We start from the raw sequence: 18,148 nt of genomic DNA, 5'->3' as shown, positions 1-18,148 counted from the left end.
AGGAGCCCCCCGGCTCTCCATCCCCCGGAAGCTACACGCTTGTTCGACGTTGCGCTTCCCCTACTGGAGAGAAGTGCCCCGGTTTTCCGAAATTCCTCACATTCGCGAGCGATGGGCCGTACGAGAACGACCCCGCCCCTGAACAGGGGCGGAGTCGTGATCGACAGGCGAACGCTTGATCGGCGTACGGCCTACTCGGCGCCGAAGCCGATCGCCGCGTACTCCTTGTCGTCCGCGGAGTACGGCGCGCTGATCAGCTCCTGGGCCATGAAGAGCCGGCCGCTCGTGTACCGCAGCTCCGCACTGCTCGGGCTGATGCTGCTGATCGCGCTGCGGACCTGGGCCTCGGCGGGGGTCTCCAGGAGCTTGGTCTCCTTGAAGGTCTTGCCGTCGATGGAGACGACCTGGGAACCCTTGTCGTACGGGCCGTTCTTGTACGCGATGACGTTGCCGCCGTCCATCCGGATCGGCAGGATCTCGTAGCCGTCGCCGGCGTCGGCCCGGTCGCTCGTGGGCTTGCCGGTGGCCAGCGAGAAGGACACGATCTCGTTGACCCGGGAGTACTGCTCGGCGCCCTCGTGCTGCTTGGTCGGCACGTACAGCCTGTCGTTGCCGACCGCGATGGAACGGCAGTTGTGGATCTTGTTCACACCGCAGTCGTGCTCGTACTTGCCGTCTTCGAGCGTGATCTTGGTGCGCAGTTTGCCGCTGTCGTCCAGCGAGAAGATGTCCGTGGCGCCGGACGCGGTGATCTCGCCGGAGTCCACCCCGAAGACGACCGGCTTGGTGGAGATGACCTTGGCGTTGTCGATGCCCGCGGGGAGCTTGTAGCTCCACTTGACGGTGCCCGACTTGGGGTCGAGGAGCTGGACCTCGTACTTCTCGTTGCCGTAGTCGCCGCACTTGCGGACCGCGACGAGCTGCTCGCCGCCCGCGTAGCCGACGTCCTCGCAGGTGCCGACCTTCGGCTGCCAGAGGATCTTGCCGTTGCTGATGTCGAAGGCGGCGCCGCCGTTGAGGCCGGAGCCGGCGGCGACCGTGGTGCCGGTGATGCTGACTTCCTTGAACGCGGCCTTCTCACCGCCGTTGGGAGCCACGGACTTGGTCCAGAGCGCCTTGCCGGTGTTCAGGTTGAACGCGGTGACCTCGGTGCACTCCGGGTACGGGTTCGCCTTGGTGCGCTTGGCGTCCTCGGCGACCACCACGACGACGCCGTCCTTGGTGACCTCGGGGGAACCGGCGCAGGTCAGCCCCGTCAGCGGCAGCGTCCAGGACTCCTTGCCGGTGTCCGGGGCATAGCCGATGACCTCGCTGACGCCCGACTTGGCGTACACCTTGTCGGTCAGCCAGGAGCCGGCGACGCTCCAGACGTCCTTCTTGGGGACCTCCGCCGCGGGCAGCTGGAAGAGGACCTTGGCGCTGGTGCTGGCGGGCACCTTCTCCGTGCCGCCGCCTCCGCCGACGTCGTCGCCGCCGTTGTCGCCGTCCTTGCCCTCGGTGCCGCCGGGGCCTGCGGAGGTGTCCTTCTCGTCGCTCTTGCCGGACGAGTTCGAGTACCAGACACCGCCGCCGACGATGAGCGCGATCGCCACGACGGCCGAGACGATGATCGCCACCTGCGGGTTGACCTTCCGCCCGCCCTGCGGAGCCTGCGGCTGCATCGGCATGGTGCCCGGCTGCTGGTAGCCGTACTGGGGCTGCTGGCCCGGGTAGCCGTAACCGGGCTGCTGCTGACCCGGGTAGCCGTAGCCCGGCTGGGCCGGCGGCGTCTGCGGGGCTCCCTGCGGATAGCCGTACGGCTGCTGCGGCGGGGCCGACGGAGGTCCGGCCGGGGGCGGGGTCTGGGGTGCCTGACCCGGTGCCTGCGGGTAGCCGTAGCCCGGCTGCGGCTGCTGCGGGGGCCCGGCGGGCGGAGTGGCCGGCGGCGGGGTGGGCGCACCGAAGCCGCCCGGAGGCGGGTCCTGCGGGGCGCCGAAACCGCCTCCCTGGGGCGGCTGGTTGGGCGGCGGGGGCGGCGGCTGACTCATGACGTGTGTACCTCGGATACGAAGGGGACGAAGGTCGGGTGGCCGTGGACGGGCCGGACGGGACGAGCGGGCGGGATGTGCGGGAGAGCCGGCCCGGTCACTTGCCGAAGGCCAGCATCAGCTTCTCCTTGGACTCGTCGTTGCCCGTCAGGCGAGTGGTGGAGAGGTAGAAGCGCCCGTCCACGTAATCGACGGCCTTCGAGAAGAAGCCGTCCTCGATGTCCGCGGTGCCCTGCGGGTTCTGCAGCAGCTTCCGAGGCGTGTGCGAGCCGCCGCCGGTCGGGATGGAGACGACCTGACCGCCCGAGTCGTACGAGGGCTGCACGTACGCGATCAGGTTCGTGCCGTCCAGCTTCATCGGCATCATCGCCTCGTCCGCCGGGGACTTGGCCCGCCACTTCTCCTTGCCGTTCTCCAGGCTGATCGCGACGATCTCGTTGGCGCCGCTCTTCGCCTCGGTCGGCAGGTAGAGGGTGTTCGCGTCGGCCGCCACACCCCCGCAGCCCTGGAGGTCGCGGGAGAGGATCGCCCAGCCGCACTCGGGCGCGAACGACTCGTCGACGTCGACCTCCGAGCGGACCGAGCCGTCGCTCTTCAGCGCGGTGACGTTCCACTGCTTCTTGTCGGCGTTGGTGAGGTAGATGACGACGGGGTCGACGGAGTACGTCCGCTCGACGCGCCAGCCCTTGGGGAACTTCCTGGTCCACTGGGTCTTGCCGGTGGCCGGGTCGAGTTCCTGCACCTCGTCGTGCTCGTTGTCGCCGCCGGCCCCGCAGGAGGAGACGGCGAGCAGCTTGGCGCCGCCGGTGAACGCCGAGGGGAAGCAGGAGGCGCCGTACTTCTTCTTGTCGTAGAGCTTGTCGCCGCTGGTCACGTCGTAGGCGATGCCGGACATGGAGCGGCCGACCATCAGCGTGTCGCCGACGATGTTCAGGCTGAGGCTGAGGGCGCTGTCGAAGAGCTCGCCCTCCGGGATCTCCTTCGTCCAGCCCTTCTTGCCGGTGGCGAGGTCGAGTTCCACGACCTGGTTGCACTCGGCGGCGTCCTTGGTGCCTTCCTTGTACGCCACGAAGACCTTGTCGTCGGACGTCTTCTGCGGGGACACCGCGCAGATCTTCTCCGGGAAGGAGACCGCGGGCCAGCTGACCTTGCCGTCGTCGACGTTGTAGGCGAAGACCTGCTTGTACGCGGCCTTCACGGCGACCTTGTCGGTGATCCACAGGCCGGGGGCCTCGGCGCCGGAACCGGGCGCGTCGGGCGCCTCCTTGTACCAGAGGACCTTCGACTCGCCCGCCTGGCGGCCCTCGTTGAGGTCCTCGGTGCCCTCGTTGCCGTCGCCGTCGCCGTCACCGGGGTTGACCGGGGCGCCGGACTCGGAGGCCTTGCCGTCCTGGCTCTTGTCGGCGACGGGCTTCTTCTTGGCGTCGTCACCGCTGCCGGAGACGGCCAACACGGTGCCGCCGACGACGAGCGCCGCTGCCAGCGCCGCCCCGATGATCACCGCGGGCTTCCCCTTGAAGGGGTTGCGCGAGCCACCGCCCGGCGGCATCCCGGGCGCACCCGGGAACTGCGGCTGCTGCGGATAGCCGTAACCGGGCTGGCCGTACGGCCCCGGCTGCTGCGGCTGCCCGTACGGGCCGGGCTGGGTGTACGGGCCCGGCTGCTGCGGCTGTCCGTACGGACCCGGCTGGGCGTAGGGGCCGGGCTGCTGCGGGTAGCCGTAACCGGGCTGCGGCGGGGCGCCCTGCGGAGGCGGCGGTGGAGTCCCCGGCGGCTGGGCGGGCGGCGGAGGCGTGGCTCCCTGCGGACTCTGCGGCGGGCCGAAGCCTCCTTGCGGTGGCGGGCCCTGCGGCGGCTGGTCCTGCGGCGCTCCGAACCCGCCCTGCGGCGGCTGGTTGGGCGGCTGAGTCATCAGCGCGTTCCCCCTCTTCACTGATTTTTAGCCATGCCCTGCAGTACGCACCGCAGTAGGCGATGCACTCACAGTGGTTGTCAGACTGCCCAAGAGTGTTCTCGGACGGCTCTTTCTATCACCATGACGCGCTCGAACAAGGGGCCGGTTCCTCCCCTGTTCCCAAGGGAGGACCGGCCCGTGATGCCCTCGTTATGCTCCTTCACGCAGCCTTCACGCGTCGTCTGCGAGCTCCAGCCAGCGCATCTCCAACTCCTCGCGCTCGGTGGCCAGTTCGCGCAGGTCGGAGTCCAGTTTCGCCACTTTCCCGAAGTCCGTGGCATTGTCGGCGATTTGGGTGTGCAGCTTGCTCTCCTTGTCGGAGATCTTGTCCAGCTGCCGTTCGATCTTCTGGAGTTCCTTCTTCGCCGCGCGGCCCTCTTTAGAAGACACTGTTGCGGCGGACACACCGGACTTCTCGGCCGACTGGACGGGCGCGGGGGCCGAGGCAGCCGCGGCCTCCTCCATCTTGTGGCGCCGCTCCAGGTACTCGTCGATCCCGCGCGGCAGCATCCGCAGGGTCGCGTCGCCGAGGAGCGCGAACACCCGGTCGGTCGTGCGCTCGATGAAGAACCGGTCGTGGGAGATCACGATCATCGACCCGGGCCAGCCGTCGAGGACGTCCTCCAGCTGCGTGAGGGTCTCGATGTCGAGGTCGTTCGTCGGCTCGTCGAGGAAGAGGACGTTCGGCTCGTCCATCAGCAGCCGCAGCAGCTGGAGCCGCCGACGCTCACCGCCGCTCAGGTCGCCGACCGGCGTCCACTGCTTCTCCTTGTTGAAGCCGAAGGTCTCGCAGAGCTGGCCCGCGGTCATCTCGCGGCCCTTGCCGAGGTCGACGCGGTCGCGCACGGCCTGGACGGCCTGCAGCACCCGCAGCGTCGGGTCGAGTTCGGCGACCTCCTGGGAGAGGTAGGCGAGCTTGACGGTCTTGCCGACCGCGACCCGCCCGGCGACGGGCTGCGTCTCGCCCTCGGAGAGCGCGGCGTCCCGCATGGCCCGCAGCAGGGAGGTCTTGCCCGCGCCGTTCACACCGACGAGACCGATCCGGTCCCCCGGTCCGAGCTGCCAGGTCAGATGCTTGAGGAGCACCTTGGGCCCGGCCTGGACAGTGACGTCCTTCAGGTCGAAGACGGTCTTGCCGAGCCGGGTCGAGGCGAACTTCATCAGCTCACTGCTGTCCCGCGGCGGCGGCACGTCGGCGATCAGCTCGTTGGCGGCCTCGACGCGGAAGCGCGGCTTGGACGTACGGGCGGGTGCCCCGCGCCGCAGCCAGGCCAGCTCCTTGCGGACGAGGTTCTGCCGCTTGACCTCCTCGGTGGCGGCGATGCGCTCCCGCTCGGCCCGGGCGAAGACGTAGTCGGTGTAGCCGCCCTCGTACTCGTAGACATCGCCCTTCTGCACGTCCCACATGCTGGTGCAGACCTGGTCGAGGAACCACCGGTCGTGGGTGACGCAGACGAGCGCGGACCGGCGCCGGCTCAGATGCTGGGCGAGCCAGGAGATCCCTTCCACGTCCAGGTGGTTGGTGGGCTCGTCGAGGATGATCAGGTCCTGCTCCTCGATGAGCAGCTTGGCCAGCGCGATCCGCCGCCGCTCACCACCGGAGAGCGGCGCGATCACGGTGTCGAGCCCCTGCGGGAAGCCCGGCAGGTCGAGCCCTCCGAACAGTCCGGTGAGTACGTCCCTGATCTTGGCGTTGCCCGCCCACTCGTGGTCGGCCATGTCCCGGATGACCTCGTGGCGGACGGTGGCCTCGGGGTCGAGGGAGTCGTGCTGGGTGAGCACACCGAGGTGCAGGCCGCCCGAGTGCGTGACCCGGCCGGTGTCCGGCTCCTCCAGCTTGGCGAGCATCCGGATCAGTGTGGTCTTGCCGTCACCGTTGCGGCCGACCACCCCGATCCGGTCGCCCTCGGACACGCCGAGGGAGACTCCGTCGAGCAGCGCACGGGTTCCGTACACCTTGCTGACTGCCTCGACATTGACCAGATTGACGGCCATCGCACTCCTGACAGGGGGGATCGATCGACCTTCCAGGGTAGTCGCCCGTGAGGGTGATCCTCCCGCCCGTCCAGAGGGCGGCGCCCGCGGCGCCTACCGCCCCCGCCGGCGCGGTATCAGCGCCGAGGCCGGTGCCAGGGAACGGCCCCCCACCCCCGACTCGGCCGGCGCCCGGTCGTGCACCGGCATGTCGTCCCGCACCAGGTTCTCCGGGATGAGGACGGCGGCCGTGACGCCCCCGCTCACGGACGGCCTCAGCTCGACACTCAGCCCCTGCCGCTCGGCCAGCCGGTTCACCACGATCAGCCCGAGCTGCTTGGCGTCCAGCAGGTCGACCTTCTCGGAGCGGATCTTCCGGTTGGCCTCGGCCATCGCGTCCTCCTTCATACCGAAGCCGCTGTCCTCGACCTCGATGAGGAGCCCGCCCCGCACCCGCGCGGCCCGCAGCTGCACCTGCGTGCTGGGCGGCGAGAAGGCGGAGGCGTTCTCGACGAGCTCGGCGAGCAGATGGATGACGTCGGCGACCGACCCGCCCGCGACGGAGACGCGGGGCATGGCCCAGATCCGTACGCGGGAGGCGTTCTCGATCTCCGCGACGGCGGCGCGCAGCACCTCCGACAGCGGGATCGGATCGCGCCAGCCACGCCCGGGCGCGATGCCGGACAGGATGAGCAGGCTCTCGGAGTGCCGCCGCATCCGGGTGGCGAGGTAGTCGATCCGGTACAGGTCCTGGAGCTCGGCCTGATCGCGCTGCCGCTGTTCCATCGAGTCCAGCAGATCGAGCTGCCGGTGCAGCAGGACCTGGCTGCGGCGCGCGATGCTGACGTACACGCCGGAGATTCCGCTGAGGAGTTCGGCGCGTTCGGAGGCGGCCTTCAGGGCGGCCCGCTGGACGGCGGTGAGGGCGGTGCCGACCTGGGCGAGTTCGCCGCCGGCGAGGCGGCGCATGGGTGCCTCGGCGTCGATGTCGACGCCCTGCCCGGCGTGCAGCCGTCGCATGGCCTGCGGCAGGCGGCGGCCGGCCACTTCGAGGGCGGAGTTGCGCAGGTCGAGGAGTTCGACGATGAGTCCGCGCCCGACGAGCACGGAGACGAGCAGCGAGAGGAGTACGCCGACGAGGCCCAGGACGACGGCGACGCCGGAGGCGCCGAGCGTGTCCCAGCCGAAGGCGTCGGCCCGCGAGACGGCGGCCGTTCCGGCGCTCTTCTCGGCCTTGGCCAGCCCGTCCAGGACGGTCTTCGCGGAGCCGTCCCACCGCGTGAGGAAGCCCGCCGACACGGCCGAGGCGCCGGGCCCGGCGCTGCGTACCCGGTTCTCGATGGCCTGGAGGCTCTCGTAACTCCCGCTCTGCAGAACGGTGTTGTACGCGGCCCGGTGCGAGGGCCTCAGATCGGCGACGGCGGGCGCGAGCAGCTGGCGCTGGGTGGCGAGGGCGCCGACGAACAGCGCGTACTGGTCCTTGGTGAGCGTTCCGGCGGCCCGGCCGGCGGCGAGGATCGCCTGCTCCTGGGCCAACGCCTCGCGGGCACGGGCGAGTTCGAGGACGACCCGGGCCTCGGAGGCACCGCCCGTGCGCTCCTCGCCGGTGAGCGCGCCGGAGACGGCGAAGGCGTGCTCGACCGTCGTGGAGTACGCCGTGTGGATGTCCGTGACCTTCGCGCCGTCACCGGAGGCCTCGGCGCGCAGCGCGGTGAGGCCCTCCGCGTCCGTCTCCAGGCGGTCGATGCGACCGGGCAGCGCGGAGTCGAGCAGTCCGGCGTCGGCGCTGCTGGCGTTGGCGCCGTCGAGGAGCTTCCTCACCGCGGCGTCGGTGGTCCGGCCGGCGGCGCGCAGTTCGGCGGGGTCGCCCTTGCCGGGGGTGGCGGCGTACCGCAGGGCGGCGGTCCGCTCGGCCTGGACGGCGGTGACGAACCCTTCGACGGGGACGAGGAGTTCGGCGTTGACCTCCTTGGCCCGCTCGGTGGCGCCGATGCTGGAGGCGGTGGTCACCGCGGCGAAGCCCCACAGGGCCATCAGCGACACGATGGGCAGCATGAGCAGAGAGACGATCTTGGCTCTGACCGACCGGGGTCGCAGCCGGTCGGGCGCGCGTCGGACACGCATGGGGGCACCTCGTTCAGGGAGGGGTGGGACGAGCGGCGGCCGGCCTGGGGGGCGGTTGCGTTCGCCCGTCTCCGGCGGCCGGCTCAGGCGGTGGAGAGTTCGACCTGGCGCAGGAGTTCGGCGGCCACGGCGGACTCGGCGCGCTTGCCGGTCGGGGAGAGCGCGACATAAGCGGAGGCCAGGAAGAGGAAGGAGCCGAGGACGACGGCGAGGGGGAAGACGAACTCCGTGGCGGTGGCACCCGCCAGGGCCGCGCTGCTCGGCGCGAGGGAGATGGTCACGGCGTACATCGCGGTGTAGTGCATGCTGCTCACCGCGAGGCCCATCACGAGGGCGGCCGCGGTGGCGACGACGGGTCCGCGTACGACGAGGCTGAGCGTGAGCGCGGCGGTCGCGGCGACGACGGCGATCGCGACGGAGGCGATGACCAGGGCCGGGTCGTAGCGGACCGTGCCGTGCAGGTTGAGTGCCGCCATGCCGATGTAGTGCATCGCCGCGACGCCGAGGCCGGTGCCGAGCCCGCCGAGCAGCACGGCGCGTACGCGGGAACGACCGTAGCCGGCGGTGAACACGCCCGCGCCGACGACGAGTACGGCGACGACCAGGCTGAGCACGGTCAGCGGGACGTCGTAGCGGATCGGCGTGCCGTCGACGCCGAAGCCGAGCATCGCGACGAAGTGCATGGTCCAGATCCCGGAGCCGATGGCGACCGAGGCCAGCAGCAGCCAGTTCCGCTTGGAGGAACCGTCCGCCTCAAGTGCCCTGACGGTGCACCGCAGTCCGAGTGCCGCGCCCACGCAGGCCATCGCGTAGGACAGGACGGGAGTGACCCATCCGGCGCTGAAGTGGTCCATGTGACCCATGGGGAAACCCCTCTCGCCCGCCGCACGGCCTGACCGTACGCACGGAAGTACCGCCGGTAACGAGACACCGGGGACGGCCGATAATGCCAGCCCGAGATGAGCGGCGGACCAGGACGAAAGGGGCCAGCCGGGAGATAGACATGAATTGAACTACGGTGACCTGCATAACACTTGACCTGCATTTATATGCAGACGACCGGGCTAAGCGGAATCTGCCGACGACCTCCACACGGCCCACACAGGCTCGCCTGGAACCGGTAACTCCCTTTGTGTAGACGGCTCCCCGGGGCACCTTTCGAGCCACCCGGCACACAGCCATCGGACCGACGCCCAACCGTCAGACCACGACAGCCCCCGGCACGGGCCCCGCGGCAACGCGCGCGGCGCGACAGGTCCCGGAACCGACAAGCGCGTCCGCGACCTTCACCGCCGCCTCGGCATCCCGCACGAGGAACGCGGTCGTGGGCCCGGAGCCCGACACCAGCGCGGCCAGCGCCCCGGCAGCGGTACCGGCCGCCAACGTCGAGGCCAGCGACGGCCGGAGGGACAACGCGGCGGCCTGAAGGTCGTTGGAGAGGGCGCCCGCGAGCGCGACGGCGTCACCCTTGGCCAACGCCCCCAGAAGCCCGCCGGAGGCAACCGGTTCAGGCACCTCCACCCCCTCGTTGAGGCGGTCGAACTCCCCGTACACGGCAGGCGTCGACAGCCCTCCGTCGGCGACGGCGAACACCCAGTGGAAGGTCCCCCCGACCTCCAGAACCCGCAGCTTCTCCCCGCGCCCGGTCCCGAGCGCCGCGCCGCCGACCAGGCTGAACGGCACGTCGCTGCCCAACTCGGCGCAGATGTCGAGGAGTTCCTCGCGCGAGGCCCCCGTACCCCAGAGGGCGTCGCACGCGAGCAGCGCGCCCGCGCCGTCGGCGGACCCGCCCGCCATGCCCCCGGCGACGGGAATGTCCTTGGCGATGTGGATGTGCACGCCAGGCTCGCGCCCCGTCCTCGCGGCGAGCTTCTCCACCGCGCGGGCCGCCAGGTTCGTACGGTCCAGGGGTACCTGGGAGGCGTCGGGCCCTTCGCAGGTCACCCGGAGGGTGTCCGACGGGGTCACGGTGACCTCGTCGTGGAGGCCGACCGCGAGGAAGACGTTGGCCAGGTCGTGGAACCCGTCGGGGCGGGCGCCGCCGACCGCGAGCTGCACATTGACCTTGGCGGGAACCCGTACCGTCACACCCGTCGCGCTCACTGCTTGCTCTCCGCGATCCGTGCGAACTCTTCCACCGTCAGGGACTCACCGCGTGCCTGGGGCGAGACGCCGGCCGCGACGAGGGCGGCCTCGGCGGCGGGGGCGGAACCGGCCCAGCCGGCGAGCGCGGCCCGCAGCGTCTTGCGGCGCTGGGCGAAGGCGGCGTCCACGACGGCGAAGACCTCGCGCTTGGAGGCGGTCGTCTTCACCGGCTCCTCGCGCCGCACCAGCGAGACGAGCCCGCTGTCGACGTTCGGGGCGGGCCAGAAGACGTTACGGCCGATGGAACCGGCCCGCCTGACGTCGGCGTACCAGTTCGCCTTCACGGACGGCACTCCGTAGACCTTCGAGCCGGGCGGCGCGGCCAGCCGGTCGGCGACCTCCGCCTGCACCATCACGAGCGTGCGCTCGATGGTGGGGAAGGTGTCGAGCATGTGCAGGAGCACCGGTACGGCGACGTTGTACGGGAGGTTCGCGACGAGGGCCGTGGGGGCGGGGCCGGGGAGTTCGGCCACCTGCATGGCGTCGGAGTGGACGAGCGCGAAGCGCTCCGCGCGGGACGGCATGCGGGCGGTGATCGTCGCCGGGAGCGCGCCCGCGAGGACGTCGTCGATCTCGACGGCGACGACTCGGTCGGCGGCCTCCAGCAGTGCGAGGGTCAGGGAGCCGAGTCCCGGGCCGACCTCGACGACCACGTCCTCGGGGCGGACGTCCGCGGTCCTCACGATGCGGCGCACGGTGTTGGCGTCGATGACGAAGTTCTGGCCGCGCTGCTTGGTGGGCCGTACGCCGAGGGCTTCCGCGAGTTCGCGGATGTCGGCGGGGCCCAGGAGGGCGTCGGAGGTGGGGCTGCTCACGCACCAAGGGTACGGGTGGGATGGGGCAGGCCTGTTTTTCGCCCCCGCCTCCCCTTCCCGTCTCGGGGGCCAGCCCCCGAACCCCCGCTCCTCAAACGCCGGAGCGGCTGACTTTCAGCGGAGGTCTGGGGGCGCAGCCCCCAGGGACGGGACGGGTAGGGGCGGCGGGGGCGAAGAAAAAGCCCGCCCCCCCTACAGCCGCCCCCCACAATGCGGCCAAGGACTGGCCCCCCGCCGCACATAAAGCTTCTTCGCGCGGAACGTCTGCTCCGCCGCAGGGGCATCCTGAGGACGCCCGGAACCGCCAAGACTCTGCCAGGTCTGCGTGTCGAACTGGTAGAGCCCGCCATACGTACCGGAGGCATCGACCGCCCCCGCCCGCCCACCCGACTCGCAGTGCGCCAACCCCTGCCAGTTCAACCCGTCCGCCCCCTGCACGGACGTGGGAAGCGGCCTCGTCCCCACCTTCACCACCTGCGCCTGAGGCAGGTCCACCACCTCGACCCCCAGCCGCCGAGGCCGCTGCTTCACCCCGTTGACCGTACGGAGGGCATACGTGACGCGCCGCGTCCCCGGCCGCCCCGCCCGCTCGACGACCTCCGTCCCCCGGAACAGCCCGGGATCCTCCGTGCGCCGCACCTCGAAGGGGATCGGCTCCTCGCGGACCTCCTGCGTGGCGGTGATCCGCATGACGGTCACCGTCTGCCCGTCCCGCGGAAAGCTCCCGGGCGGCACGGACGTGGTGTCCTCCCCGCGCAGCGTGATCCCGGCGTCCGCCACGACCTCGCGGACGGTGGCGGCGTTCGTCCGGACCGTCCGCGCCCGCCCGTCCGCCATGACGGTCACGGTCCGCTCGGTACGGACGTCGAGCGCGATCCCCTCCCGCCCGATCCGCCGGGAGCGCGGCACGGACACATACGCGCCCTCCGCACGCACCCCGAGCTCCCGCAACGCGCCCTCCACGGTGTGGGCCGTGGTCCACACCCTGCTCGACTGTCCGTCGAGGGTGAGGCGCACGGGCCGCCCGTACCGTACGGCCACCTCGTCCCCGCTGGTCAGGGCGGCTCCGGGGCCGGGCGCCACGATGTCGTGCGCGCCGATCCGGACGCCCTCGTCGGCGAGGAGTTCGGTGACGTCGTCGGCGAAGGTGTGCAGCGTGCGCGGCTTCCCGTCGACGTTCAGCTCGATCGCCTTGTCGTCGGCGACGAACGCGGTGGTGCCGCCCGCGAGGAACGCCACGACGAGCGCCTGCGGCAGCAGCCGGCGCATGTCGGGCCGCTCGGCACTCCGGCGCCGCCGGGCGGCCCGCCGCGCTTCGGCGCGGCCACCGGGCGGCGGCATCTCCAGCGTGGGCGGAACCTGCCGGGGAAGCGTCGGCGCCTCCGGCCCGCGCCAGCCCTCGGGGGCGTACTCGTTGCCGCCCCCGCCCCGGCCACCGCCCCCGCTCACGTCCTCGTACGCGGGCCGGTACGTGTCCGCGGCCGCCAGGTCCGGGTCCGGGTCCGGGTATCCGTGACCGTACGGCTCAGGGATCTCGTATGTCGGGCCATACGTCTCGTACTGCGAATTGCTCACTACGACACGCTCCAGGGATCCGGTCCGGATCGGGCCAGAGGAACCTAGCGGAGCGTTCGTCACTCTCCAAAGCAGCGCGACTACGCGGTGTCGCGAGCCGTCCCCCGGTCGGACCCCTCGCGAGCGGGCCGGCCGTTACGGCTCAGAAATCGAACGCGCGGGCAGTGTTCGCCGAGATCGCCGTCGCCAGCGCGTCCTCGTCCAGACCCCGCACGGCGGCCATGGCGCGGACCGTGACCGGAATGAGATACGGGGCGTTGGGCCGTCCGCGGTACGGCGCGGGGGTCAGGAAGGGCGCGTCGGTCTCGACGAGGACCAGTTCCAGCGGGGCCACCGCGAGGGCGTCGCGCAGCGGCTGGGCGTTCTTGAAGGTCATGTTCCCGGCGAACGACATGTAGTAGCCGGCGCGGGCGCAGATCTCCGCCATGGCGGCGTCGCCGGAGTAGCAGTGGAAGACGGTCCGCTCGGGGGCGCCCTCCTCCTTCAGGACCCGCAGCACGTCGGCGTGGGCGTCGCGGTCGTGGATGACGAGCGCCTTGCCGTGCCGCTTGGCGATCTCGATGTGTGCGCGGAAGGACCTCTCCTGGGCCGCCTTGCCCTCGGGGCCGGTGCGGAAGTAGTCGAGGCCGGTCTCGCCGACGCCCTTGACCTGCGGAAGGGCGGCGAGCCGGTTGATCTCGGCGAGCGCCTCGTCCAGCGCGCCGTCGCCCCCGGGCTGCCGCGCGCCCTGCCGGGACCAGCCTCCCCCAGCCCCAGGGGGCTGGGAGGTGCCCCCAGGGTCGCCGTGCACGATCCGGGGTGCCTCGTTCGGGTGCAGCGCGACGGTCGCGTGGACGGCCTCGTGGTCCAGGGCGGTCTGGGCGGCCCAGCGCGAGCCCTTCACGTCGCAGCCCACCTGGACGACCGCGGTCACACCGACCGACGCGGCCTTGGCGAGCCCCTCCTCGACCGTGCCGGACTGCATGTCGAGGTGGGTGTGCGAGTCGGCGACCGGCACCCGGAGCGGGGTCGGCGGGGGCGGGGCTTCGGCGTTGGAAGGCATGCACCGATCCTACGAAGCCCGATCCTGCGAAGAGGGTCCCGGGAGGTCTGTCATGGAAGGGCTGTCGTGGAAGAGCTGTCGTGGGACGGCTCGGGAGGAGGTTTCGGCAGGCCTCGGAAAGAGGGATGCCGGGCCGCACGTCGCGGGAGGCGGGGGGAGGCGCCGCTGAACGTGAGGCCCGGCATCAGTGGGCAAACCGGAGGATCAGCTCGCCTTGTGGTGGTGGAACGGGTGCAGCAGATCGGAGAGGTGCCAGTGGTGACGGTCCTCTGCCGCCGCCGGCTCCCCGTTCTCCGCCGTCCGAGGGGTCTCGGCGTCCGGGGCCTTCCGCGGCCGTACGGGCGTCGGGTGGCGCAGCGGGTTCTGCGCCGAGGAGACCTGCCCCGCGCGCATGATGCGGACGACATGGCCGTCGCAGTTCAAACAGCTGGGCCGGCTCAGCGGCGACGGCACGACCTGGCCGTCGGCCACGTACATGACGAATTCGGTGCCCTCGGCGTCGAGGTGGTGCTCGATCTCGTACGACTGCTCCCAGCCGTGCCCGCAGCGCATGCAGGCGAAGGAGTACGACTCGTGGACTATGTCGGTCGCCGTGGTGCGGTGGCCATGATCTCCAGTGATCTGCCCGGTCTGACCTGCGATCTCACTCATGCCAGCTCCTCTTGTCCGCTGGACGAGGACGGGTGCGTCCTTCAACCAGTGGACGCCTCCGCCGGCGGATAAGCACCAGACCTGTCGAGTGTTGGAGCCGTCTTGGCCGTTCCTTGTCGGAGGGCCCTCAGAACACGGTCTGAGCTTTGCTTTTCGCGATCGTCCTTTGCCCGCTCATGGGGTCGGGAGCGGCTGCCCGCTCAAGGGTTCGGACGTCATGGCATCGGACGTCATGGCATCGGGCGGGACTGTCCGCTCGTGTCATGGGTTCGGGCGCGTCGCGTTCTTCGACGCGACGACCGCGTCGAAGACCTCGCGCTTGGGCAGCCCCGCGTCGGCGGCGACCGCGGCGATCGCCTCCTTGCGCCGCTCCCCCGCCTCCTCGCGCACCCGCACCCTGCGCACCAGTTCCTCGGCGTCGAGCGACTCGGTGGTCTCCGGGGCGCCCTCCACGACGACGGTGATCTCGCCGCGCACCCCTTCGGCGGCCCAGGCGGCGAGTTCGCCCAGCGGCCCGCGCTTGACCTCCTCGTACGTCTTGGTCAGCTCCCGGCAGACGGCGGCCCGCCGCTCCGCCCCGAACACCTCGGCCATCGCGGCGAGTGTGTCGTCGAGGCGGTGCGGCGCCTCGAAGTAGACGAGCGTGCGCCGTTCGCCCGCGTTCTCGCGCAGCCGCGACAGCCGCTCGCCGGCCTTCCTCGGCAGGAATCCCTCGAAGCAGAACCGGTCGACGGGCAGCCCGGACAGCGCGAGCGCGGTGAGGACGGCGGAGGGTCCGGGAACGGCCGTGACCTTGATGTCCTTCTCCACGGCGGCGGCGACCAGCCGGTACCCCGGGTCGGACACGGACGGCATCCCGGCGTCCGTCACGAGCAGCACGCGCGCCCCGCCCACCAGCGCCTCGACCAGCTCGGGCGTACGCGCGGTCTCGTTCCCCTCGAAGTACGAGACGACCCGCCCGGACGGCTGTACGCCGAGTGCCTGCGTCAGCCGCCGCAGGCGCCGCGTGTCCTCGGCGGCGATGACGTCGGCCCCCGCCAACTCGGCCGTCAGCCGGGGCGGCGCGTCCGCGATGTCCCCGATGGGCGTGCCTGCGAGTACAAGGGTTCCTGTCACGGTTCCATCCTCGCAGGGGCCGCCCGCGGGACTCACACAGACCTGTTCCCTACGATGGCGCGGTGACCAGTACCGCGTCCTCCACGGACACCCGGCAGGGACAGGGCGTAGAAGACCAGCGACCGTCGTGGCAACAGCGGCTGCGCCGGTTCGGCTACACGGCCCCGCCCAGAAGCGATGTCCGCGAGCGCCTGGTGCCCGCGTACACCGAGCCCAGCCCCCGGCTGTGGGCGGCGATCGGGCTCCGCCGGGAGGCCGCGGACCGCCTCGTCCGCTGGTCGGCGTGGGGCGGCCCGCTGCTCGTCACGCTGATCGCGGGCGTGATGCGCTTCTGGAACCTGGGCAGCCCGAAGGCGGTGATATTCGACGAGACGTACTACGCCAAGGACGCCTGGGCCCTCATCCACCGCGGGTACGAGGTCAACTGGGCGAAGAACGCCAACGAGCTGATCCTGCAGAACGGCGGCGACGTCAGGATCCCGACGGACGCCGCCTACGTCGTCCATCCGCCCGTCGGCAAGTACGTCATCGGGCTCGGCGAGTGGATGTTCGGATTCACGCCGTTCGGCTGGCGGTTCATGACGGCGCTGCTCGGCACGCTGTCGGTGCTGATGCTGTGCCGGATCGGCCGCCGCATCTTCCGCTCGACGTTCCTGGGCTGCCTGGCGGGCGCCCTGATGGCCGTCGACGGCCTGCACTTGGTGATGAGCCGCACCGCGCTGCTCGACCAGGTGCTGATGTTCTTCGTCCTCGCGGCCTTCGGCGCGCTGCTCATCGACCGCGACAAGGTCCGCGAACGCCTCGCCGCCGCGCTCCCACCGGACGCCGACGGCGTCGTACGCCCGGACGCGCGCATCGCGGAGGAGACGCTGCTGGGCCGCCGCCCCTGGCGCCTGGCGGCGGGACTGCTGCTCGGCCTGGCCATCGGCACGAAGTGGAACGGCCTGTACTTCCTCGTCGCGTTCGGTCTGCTGACGGTCCTGTGGGACGTCGGCTCCCGCCGGGTCGCGGGCGCCCGCCGCCCCCATCTGGCGGTCCTCAAGCACGACCTGGGCTGGGCGTTCCTGTCCACGGTCCCGGTCGCGATCGCCACGTACATCGTGTCGTGGACCGGCTGGTTCCTGTCCGCCACCAACGGCAAGGGCGGCTACTACCGCGACTGGGCCTCGGCCGACGGCCGCACCAGCAACTGGTCCTGGCTGTTCCCCGACTGGTGGCGCAGCCTGTGGCACTACGAGACCCAGGTGTACGACTTCCACGTCGGCCTGCACTCCCCGCACACCTACCAGTCCAACCCGTGGAGCTGGATCGTCACCGGCCGCCCGGTCTCGTACTTCTACGAGTCCCCGCTCCCCGGCAAGGACGGCTGCCCCACGGACGCGGGCGAGAAGTGCGCCCGCGAGGTCCTCGCCCTCGGCACCCCCATGCTCTGGTGGGCGGCGGGTTTCGCGGTCCTCTACGTCCTGTGGCGCTGGCTCTTCCGCCGCGACTGGCGCGCAGGCGCGATCGCCTGCGGCGTCGCGGCCGGCTACCTCCCCTGGTTCATGTACCAGGAACGCACGATCTTCTTCTTCTACGCCGTGGTCTTCCTCCCCTTCCTCTGCCTGGCCGTGGCAATGATGACCGGCGCCATCCTCGGCCCCCCCGGCTCCACGGAACGCCGCCGCGTGATCGGCGCGGCCACGGCGGGAGTCCTGGTCCTGCTGATCGCCTGGAACTTCATCTACTTCTGGCCGATCTATACGGGGCAGGCGATTCCGATCGACGGTTGGCGGTCTCGGATGTGGCTGGATACTTGGGTTTAGCTGGGCGAACACACCACGGTGGCGCGGCGGCCCGCAGCGCCACCGTGATCGTTGGTCGTCGGTGGCTGTCGTCGGTCACCCTCGGCCGGCTCGGATACGGTGCACGAGTTCTCTGTGGCAGGACCCTCAGCGGACCATTTGCCGAGAAGCCGTAGGCTTCCCAAGGTGATTTCGACCATCGTGCTCGACGTCGGCGAGACCATCGTCCGCGACGACCGCTACTGGAATTCCTGGGCCGACTGGCTGGACATTCCTCGCCACACTCTCTCCGCCCTCGTCGGTGCGGTCGTCGCCCAGGGCCGGGACAATGCCGATGCCATGCGCCTCGCCAGACCTGGGATCGATCTCCCCGCCGAGTACCGGGCACGCGAGGCCGCAGGCCGTGGCGAGGTGCTCGACGAAACGGATCTCTACGACGACGTCCGTCCCGCGCTGTCCGGGCTTCGCGAGCTCGGGATCCGTGTCGTCGTTGCCGGTAACCAGACCTCTCGCGCGGGCGAACTGCTCCGCGCCCTGGACCTGCCTGCGGACCTGATCGCGACGTCGGGTGAGTGGGGCGTGGCCAAGCCGCAGCCGGAGTTCTTCGAGCGCGGGCTGGAGGTTGCGCAGGCAACGCCGGGAGAGACGGTCTACGTCGGCGACCACCCGGCCAACGACATCTTCCCCACGAAGGCGGTCGGGCTACGGACGGCGCACATCCGCCGTGGACCCTGGGGACACTTGTGGGCGGACGACACAACGAGTCCTCGCATTCGCCGAGGACTTGCTGGGTGAATACGCGTGTGCGCTGAGCTTGTCGTTCAAGGTCCAGCATCGAACGCAACTCCAACTTGACCAGAGTCTGGGGAATCGTGCCAGGAACGGGTCAGAGTGGTCGAAGCACGACCTTCACATGTGCCACACGCTGTACTTGAATGCGC

13 protein-coding genes are annotated in these 18,148 nt (G+C 70.9%); 2 read left to right on the top strand and 11 right to left on the bottom strand.

The window, feature by feature from the left end; genetic code table 11:
* Nucleotides 1–191: 191 nt before the first annotated feature.
* From ACH4YP_RS39960 to rsmI, 11 genes are all read right to left on the bottom strand, one after another.
* Entirely contained in the window at nt 192–2,027 is a 1,836-nt protein-coding gene (locus tag ACH4YP_RS39960; RefSeq protein WP_398495978.1) for a PQQ-binding-like beta-propeller repeat protein, read from the bottom strand.
* A 97-nt stretch (nt 2,028–2,124) separates the two neighbouring features.
* Nucleotides 2,125–3,939 carry a PQQ-binding-like beta-propeller repeat protein gene (locus tag ACH4YP_RS39955; RefSeq protein ID WP_398495976.1) on the bottom strand — a complete coding sequence of 605 codons (1,815 nt, stop codon included), beginning with the start codon at nt 3,937–3,939 and terminating at the stop codon, nt 2,125–2,127.
* Between the two features lie 213 nt (nt 3,940–4,152).
* The gene (locus tag ACH4YP_RS39950; RefSeq protein ID WP_361052009.1) at nt 4,153–5,976 is read right to left on the bottom strand and encodes an ABC-F family ATP-binding cassette domain-containing protein; all 1,824 of its coding nucleotides are present in this window, start codon (nt 5,974–5,976) and stop codon (nt 4,153–4,155) included.
* A gap of 93 nt (nt 5,977–6,069) precedes the next feature.
* The gene (locus ACH4YP_RS39945) at nt 6,070–8,079 is read right to left on the bottom strand and encodes a nitrate- and nitrite sensing domain-containing protein (protein ID WP_398495974.1); all 2,010 of its coding nucleotides are present in this window, start codon (nt 8,077–8,079) and stop codon (nt 6,070–6,072) included.
* Between the two features lie 83 nt (nt 8,080–8,162).
* On the bottom strand, nt 8,163–8,942 hold the full coding sequence (locus tag ACH4YP_RS39940) for an MHYT domain-containing protein (protein ID WP_361052003.1): 780 nt from the start codon (nt 8,940–8,942) through the stop codon (nt 8,163–8,165).
* Between the two features lie 337 nt (nt 8,943–9,279).
* A complete protein-coding gene (locus tag ACH4YP_RS39935) occupies nt 9,280–10,182 on the bottom strand; it encodes a 4-(cytidine 5'-diphospho)-2-C-methyl-D-erythritol kinase (RefSeq protein ID WP_398495972.1) in 903 nt (300 codons plus the stop codon).
* A complete protein-coding gene (gene rsmA, locus ACH4YP_RS39930; RefSeq protein WP_361051997.1) occupies nt 10,179–11,039 on the bottom strand; it encodes a 16S rRNA (adenine(1518)-N(6)/adenine(1519)-N(6))-dimethyltransferase RsmA in 861 nt (286 codons plus the stop codon). The genes ACH4YP_RS39935 and rsmA overlap by 4 nt, the downstream gene beginning before the upstream one ends.
* A gap of 192 nt (nt 11,040–11,231) precedes the next feature.
* Nucleotides 11,232–12,614, bottom strand: a complete 1,383-nt coding sequence (locus tag ACH4YP_RS39925; protein WP_398495970.1) for a ubiquitin-like domain-containing protein — start codon at nt 12,612–12,614, stop codon at nt 11,232–11,234.
* A gap of 142 nt (nt 12,615–12,756) precedes the next feature.
* The gene (locus tag ACH4YP_RS39920; RefSeq protein WP_398495968.1) at nt 12,757–13,656 is read right to left on the bottom strand and encodes a TatD family hydrolase; all 900 of its coding nucleotides are present in this window, start codon (nt 13,654–13,656) and stop codon (nt 12,757–12,759) included.
* A 204-nt stretch (nt 13,657–13,860) separates the two neighbouring features.
* Nucleotides 13,861–14,307, bottom strand: a complete 447-nt coding sequence (locus ACH4YP_RS39915; RefSeq protein ID WP_361051988.1) for a hypothetical protein — start codon at nt 14,305–14,307, stop codon at nt 13,861–13,863.
* A 261-nt stretch (nt 14,308–14,568) separates the two neighbouring features.
* A complete protein-coding gene (rsmI, locus tag ACH4YP_RS39910) occupies nt 14,569–15,423 on the bottom strand; it encodes a 16S rRNA (cytidine(1402)-2'-O)-methyltransferase (RefSeq protein WP_361051985.1) in 855 nt (284 codons plus the stop codon).
* Nucleotides 15,424–15,485: 62 nt separating this feature from the next.
* Here rsmI and ACH4YP_RS39905 point away from each other — a divergent pair, with 62 nt between their 5' ends.
* Together ACH4YP_RS39905 and ACH4YP_RS39900 are read left to right on the top strand one after the other, a co-directional pair.
* The gene (locus ACH4YP_RS39905) at nt 15,486–17,228 is read left to right on the top strand and encodes a phospholipid carrier-dependent glycosyltransferase (protein WP_361051982.1); all 1,743 of its coding nucleotides are present in this window, start codon (nt 15,486–15,488) and stop codon (nt 17,226–17,228) included.
* Between the two features lie 165 nt (nt 17,229–17,393).
* Nucleotides 17,394–18,002: an HAD family hydrolase gene (locus ACH4YP_RS39900; protein ID WP_398495965.1), complete on the top strand. Its 609-nt coding sequence runs from the start codon at nt 17,394–17,396 to the stop codon at nt 18,000–18,002.
* The last annotated feature ends 146 nt before the right edge of the window (nt 18,003–18,148 follow it).

It is taken from the genome of Streptomyces sp. NPDC020747, assembly GCF_044334695.1.
In the GTDB taxonomy this organism is placed as follows: Bacteria; Actinomycetota; Actinomycetes; order Streptomycetales; family Streptomycetaceae; genus Streptomyces.
The sequence above is the reverse complement of the archived record's forward strand: the minus strand, read 5'-3'. Positions and strand labels throughout refer to the sequence as shown.

Excerpts from the sequence above, each read along its gene's own strand:
- ACH4YP_RS39960 (WP_398495978.1), bottom strand. The coding sequence starts at position 2,027 with ATGAGTCAGCCGCCGCCCCCGCCGCCCAACCAGCCGCCCCAGGGAGGC.
- ACH4YP_RS39955 (WP_398495976.1), bottom strand. The coding sequence starts at position 3,939 with ATGACTCAGCCGCCCAACCAGCCGCCGCAGGGCGGGTTCGGAGCGCCG.
- ACH4YP_RS39950 (WP_361052009.1), bottom strand. The coding sequence starts at position 5,976 with ATGGCCGTCAATCTGGTCAATGTCGAGGCAGTCAGCAAGGTGTACGGA.
- ACH4YP_RS39945 (WP_398495974.1), bottom strand. The coding sequence starts at position 8,079 with ATGCGTGTCCGACGCGCGCCCGACCGGCTGCGACCCCGGTCGGTCAGA.
- ACH4YP_RS39940 (WP_361052003.1), bottom strand. The coding sequence starts at position 8,942 with ATGGGTCACATGGACCACTTCAGCGCCGGATGGGTCACTCCCGTCCTG.
- ACH4YP_RS39920 (WP_398495968.1), bottom strand. The coding sequence starts at position 13,656 with ATGCCTTCCAACGCCGAAGCCCCGCCCCCGCCGACCCCGCTCCGGGTG.
- ACH4YP_RS39915 (WP_361051988.1), bottom strand. The coding sequence starts at position 14,307 with ATGAGTGAGATCGCAGGTCAGACCGGGCAGATCACTGGAGATCATGGC.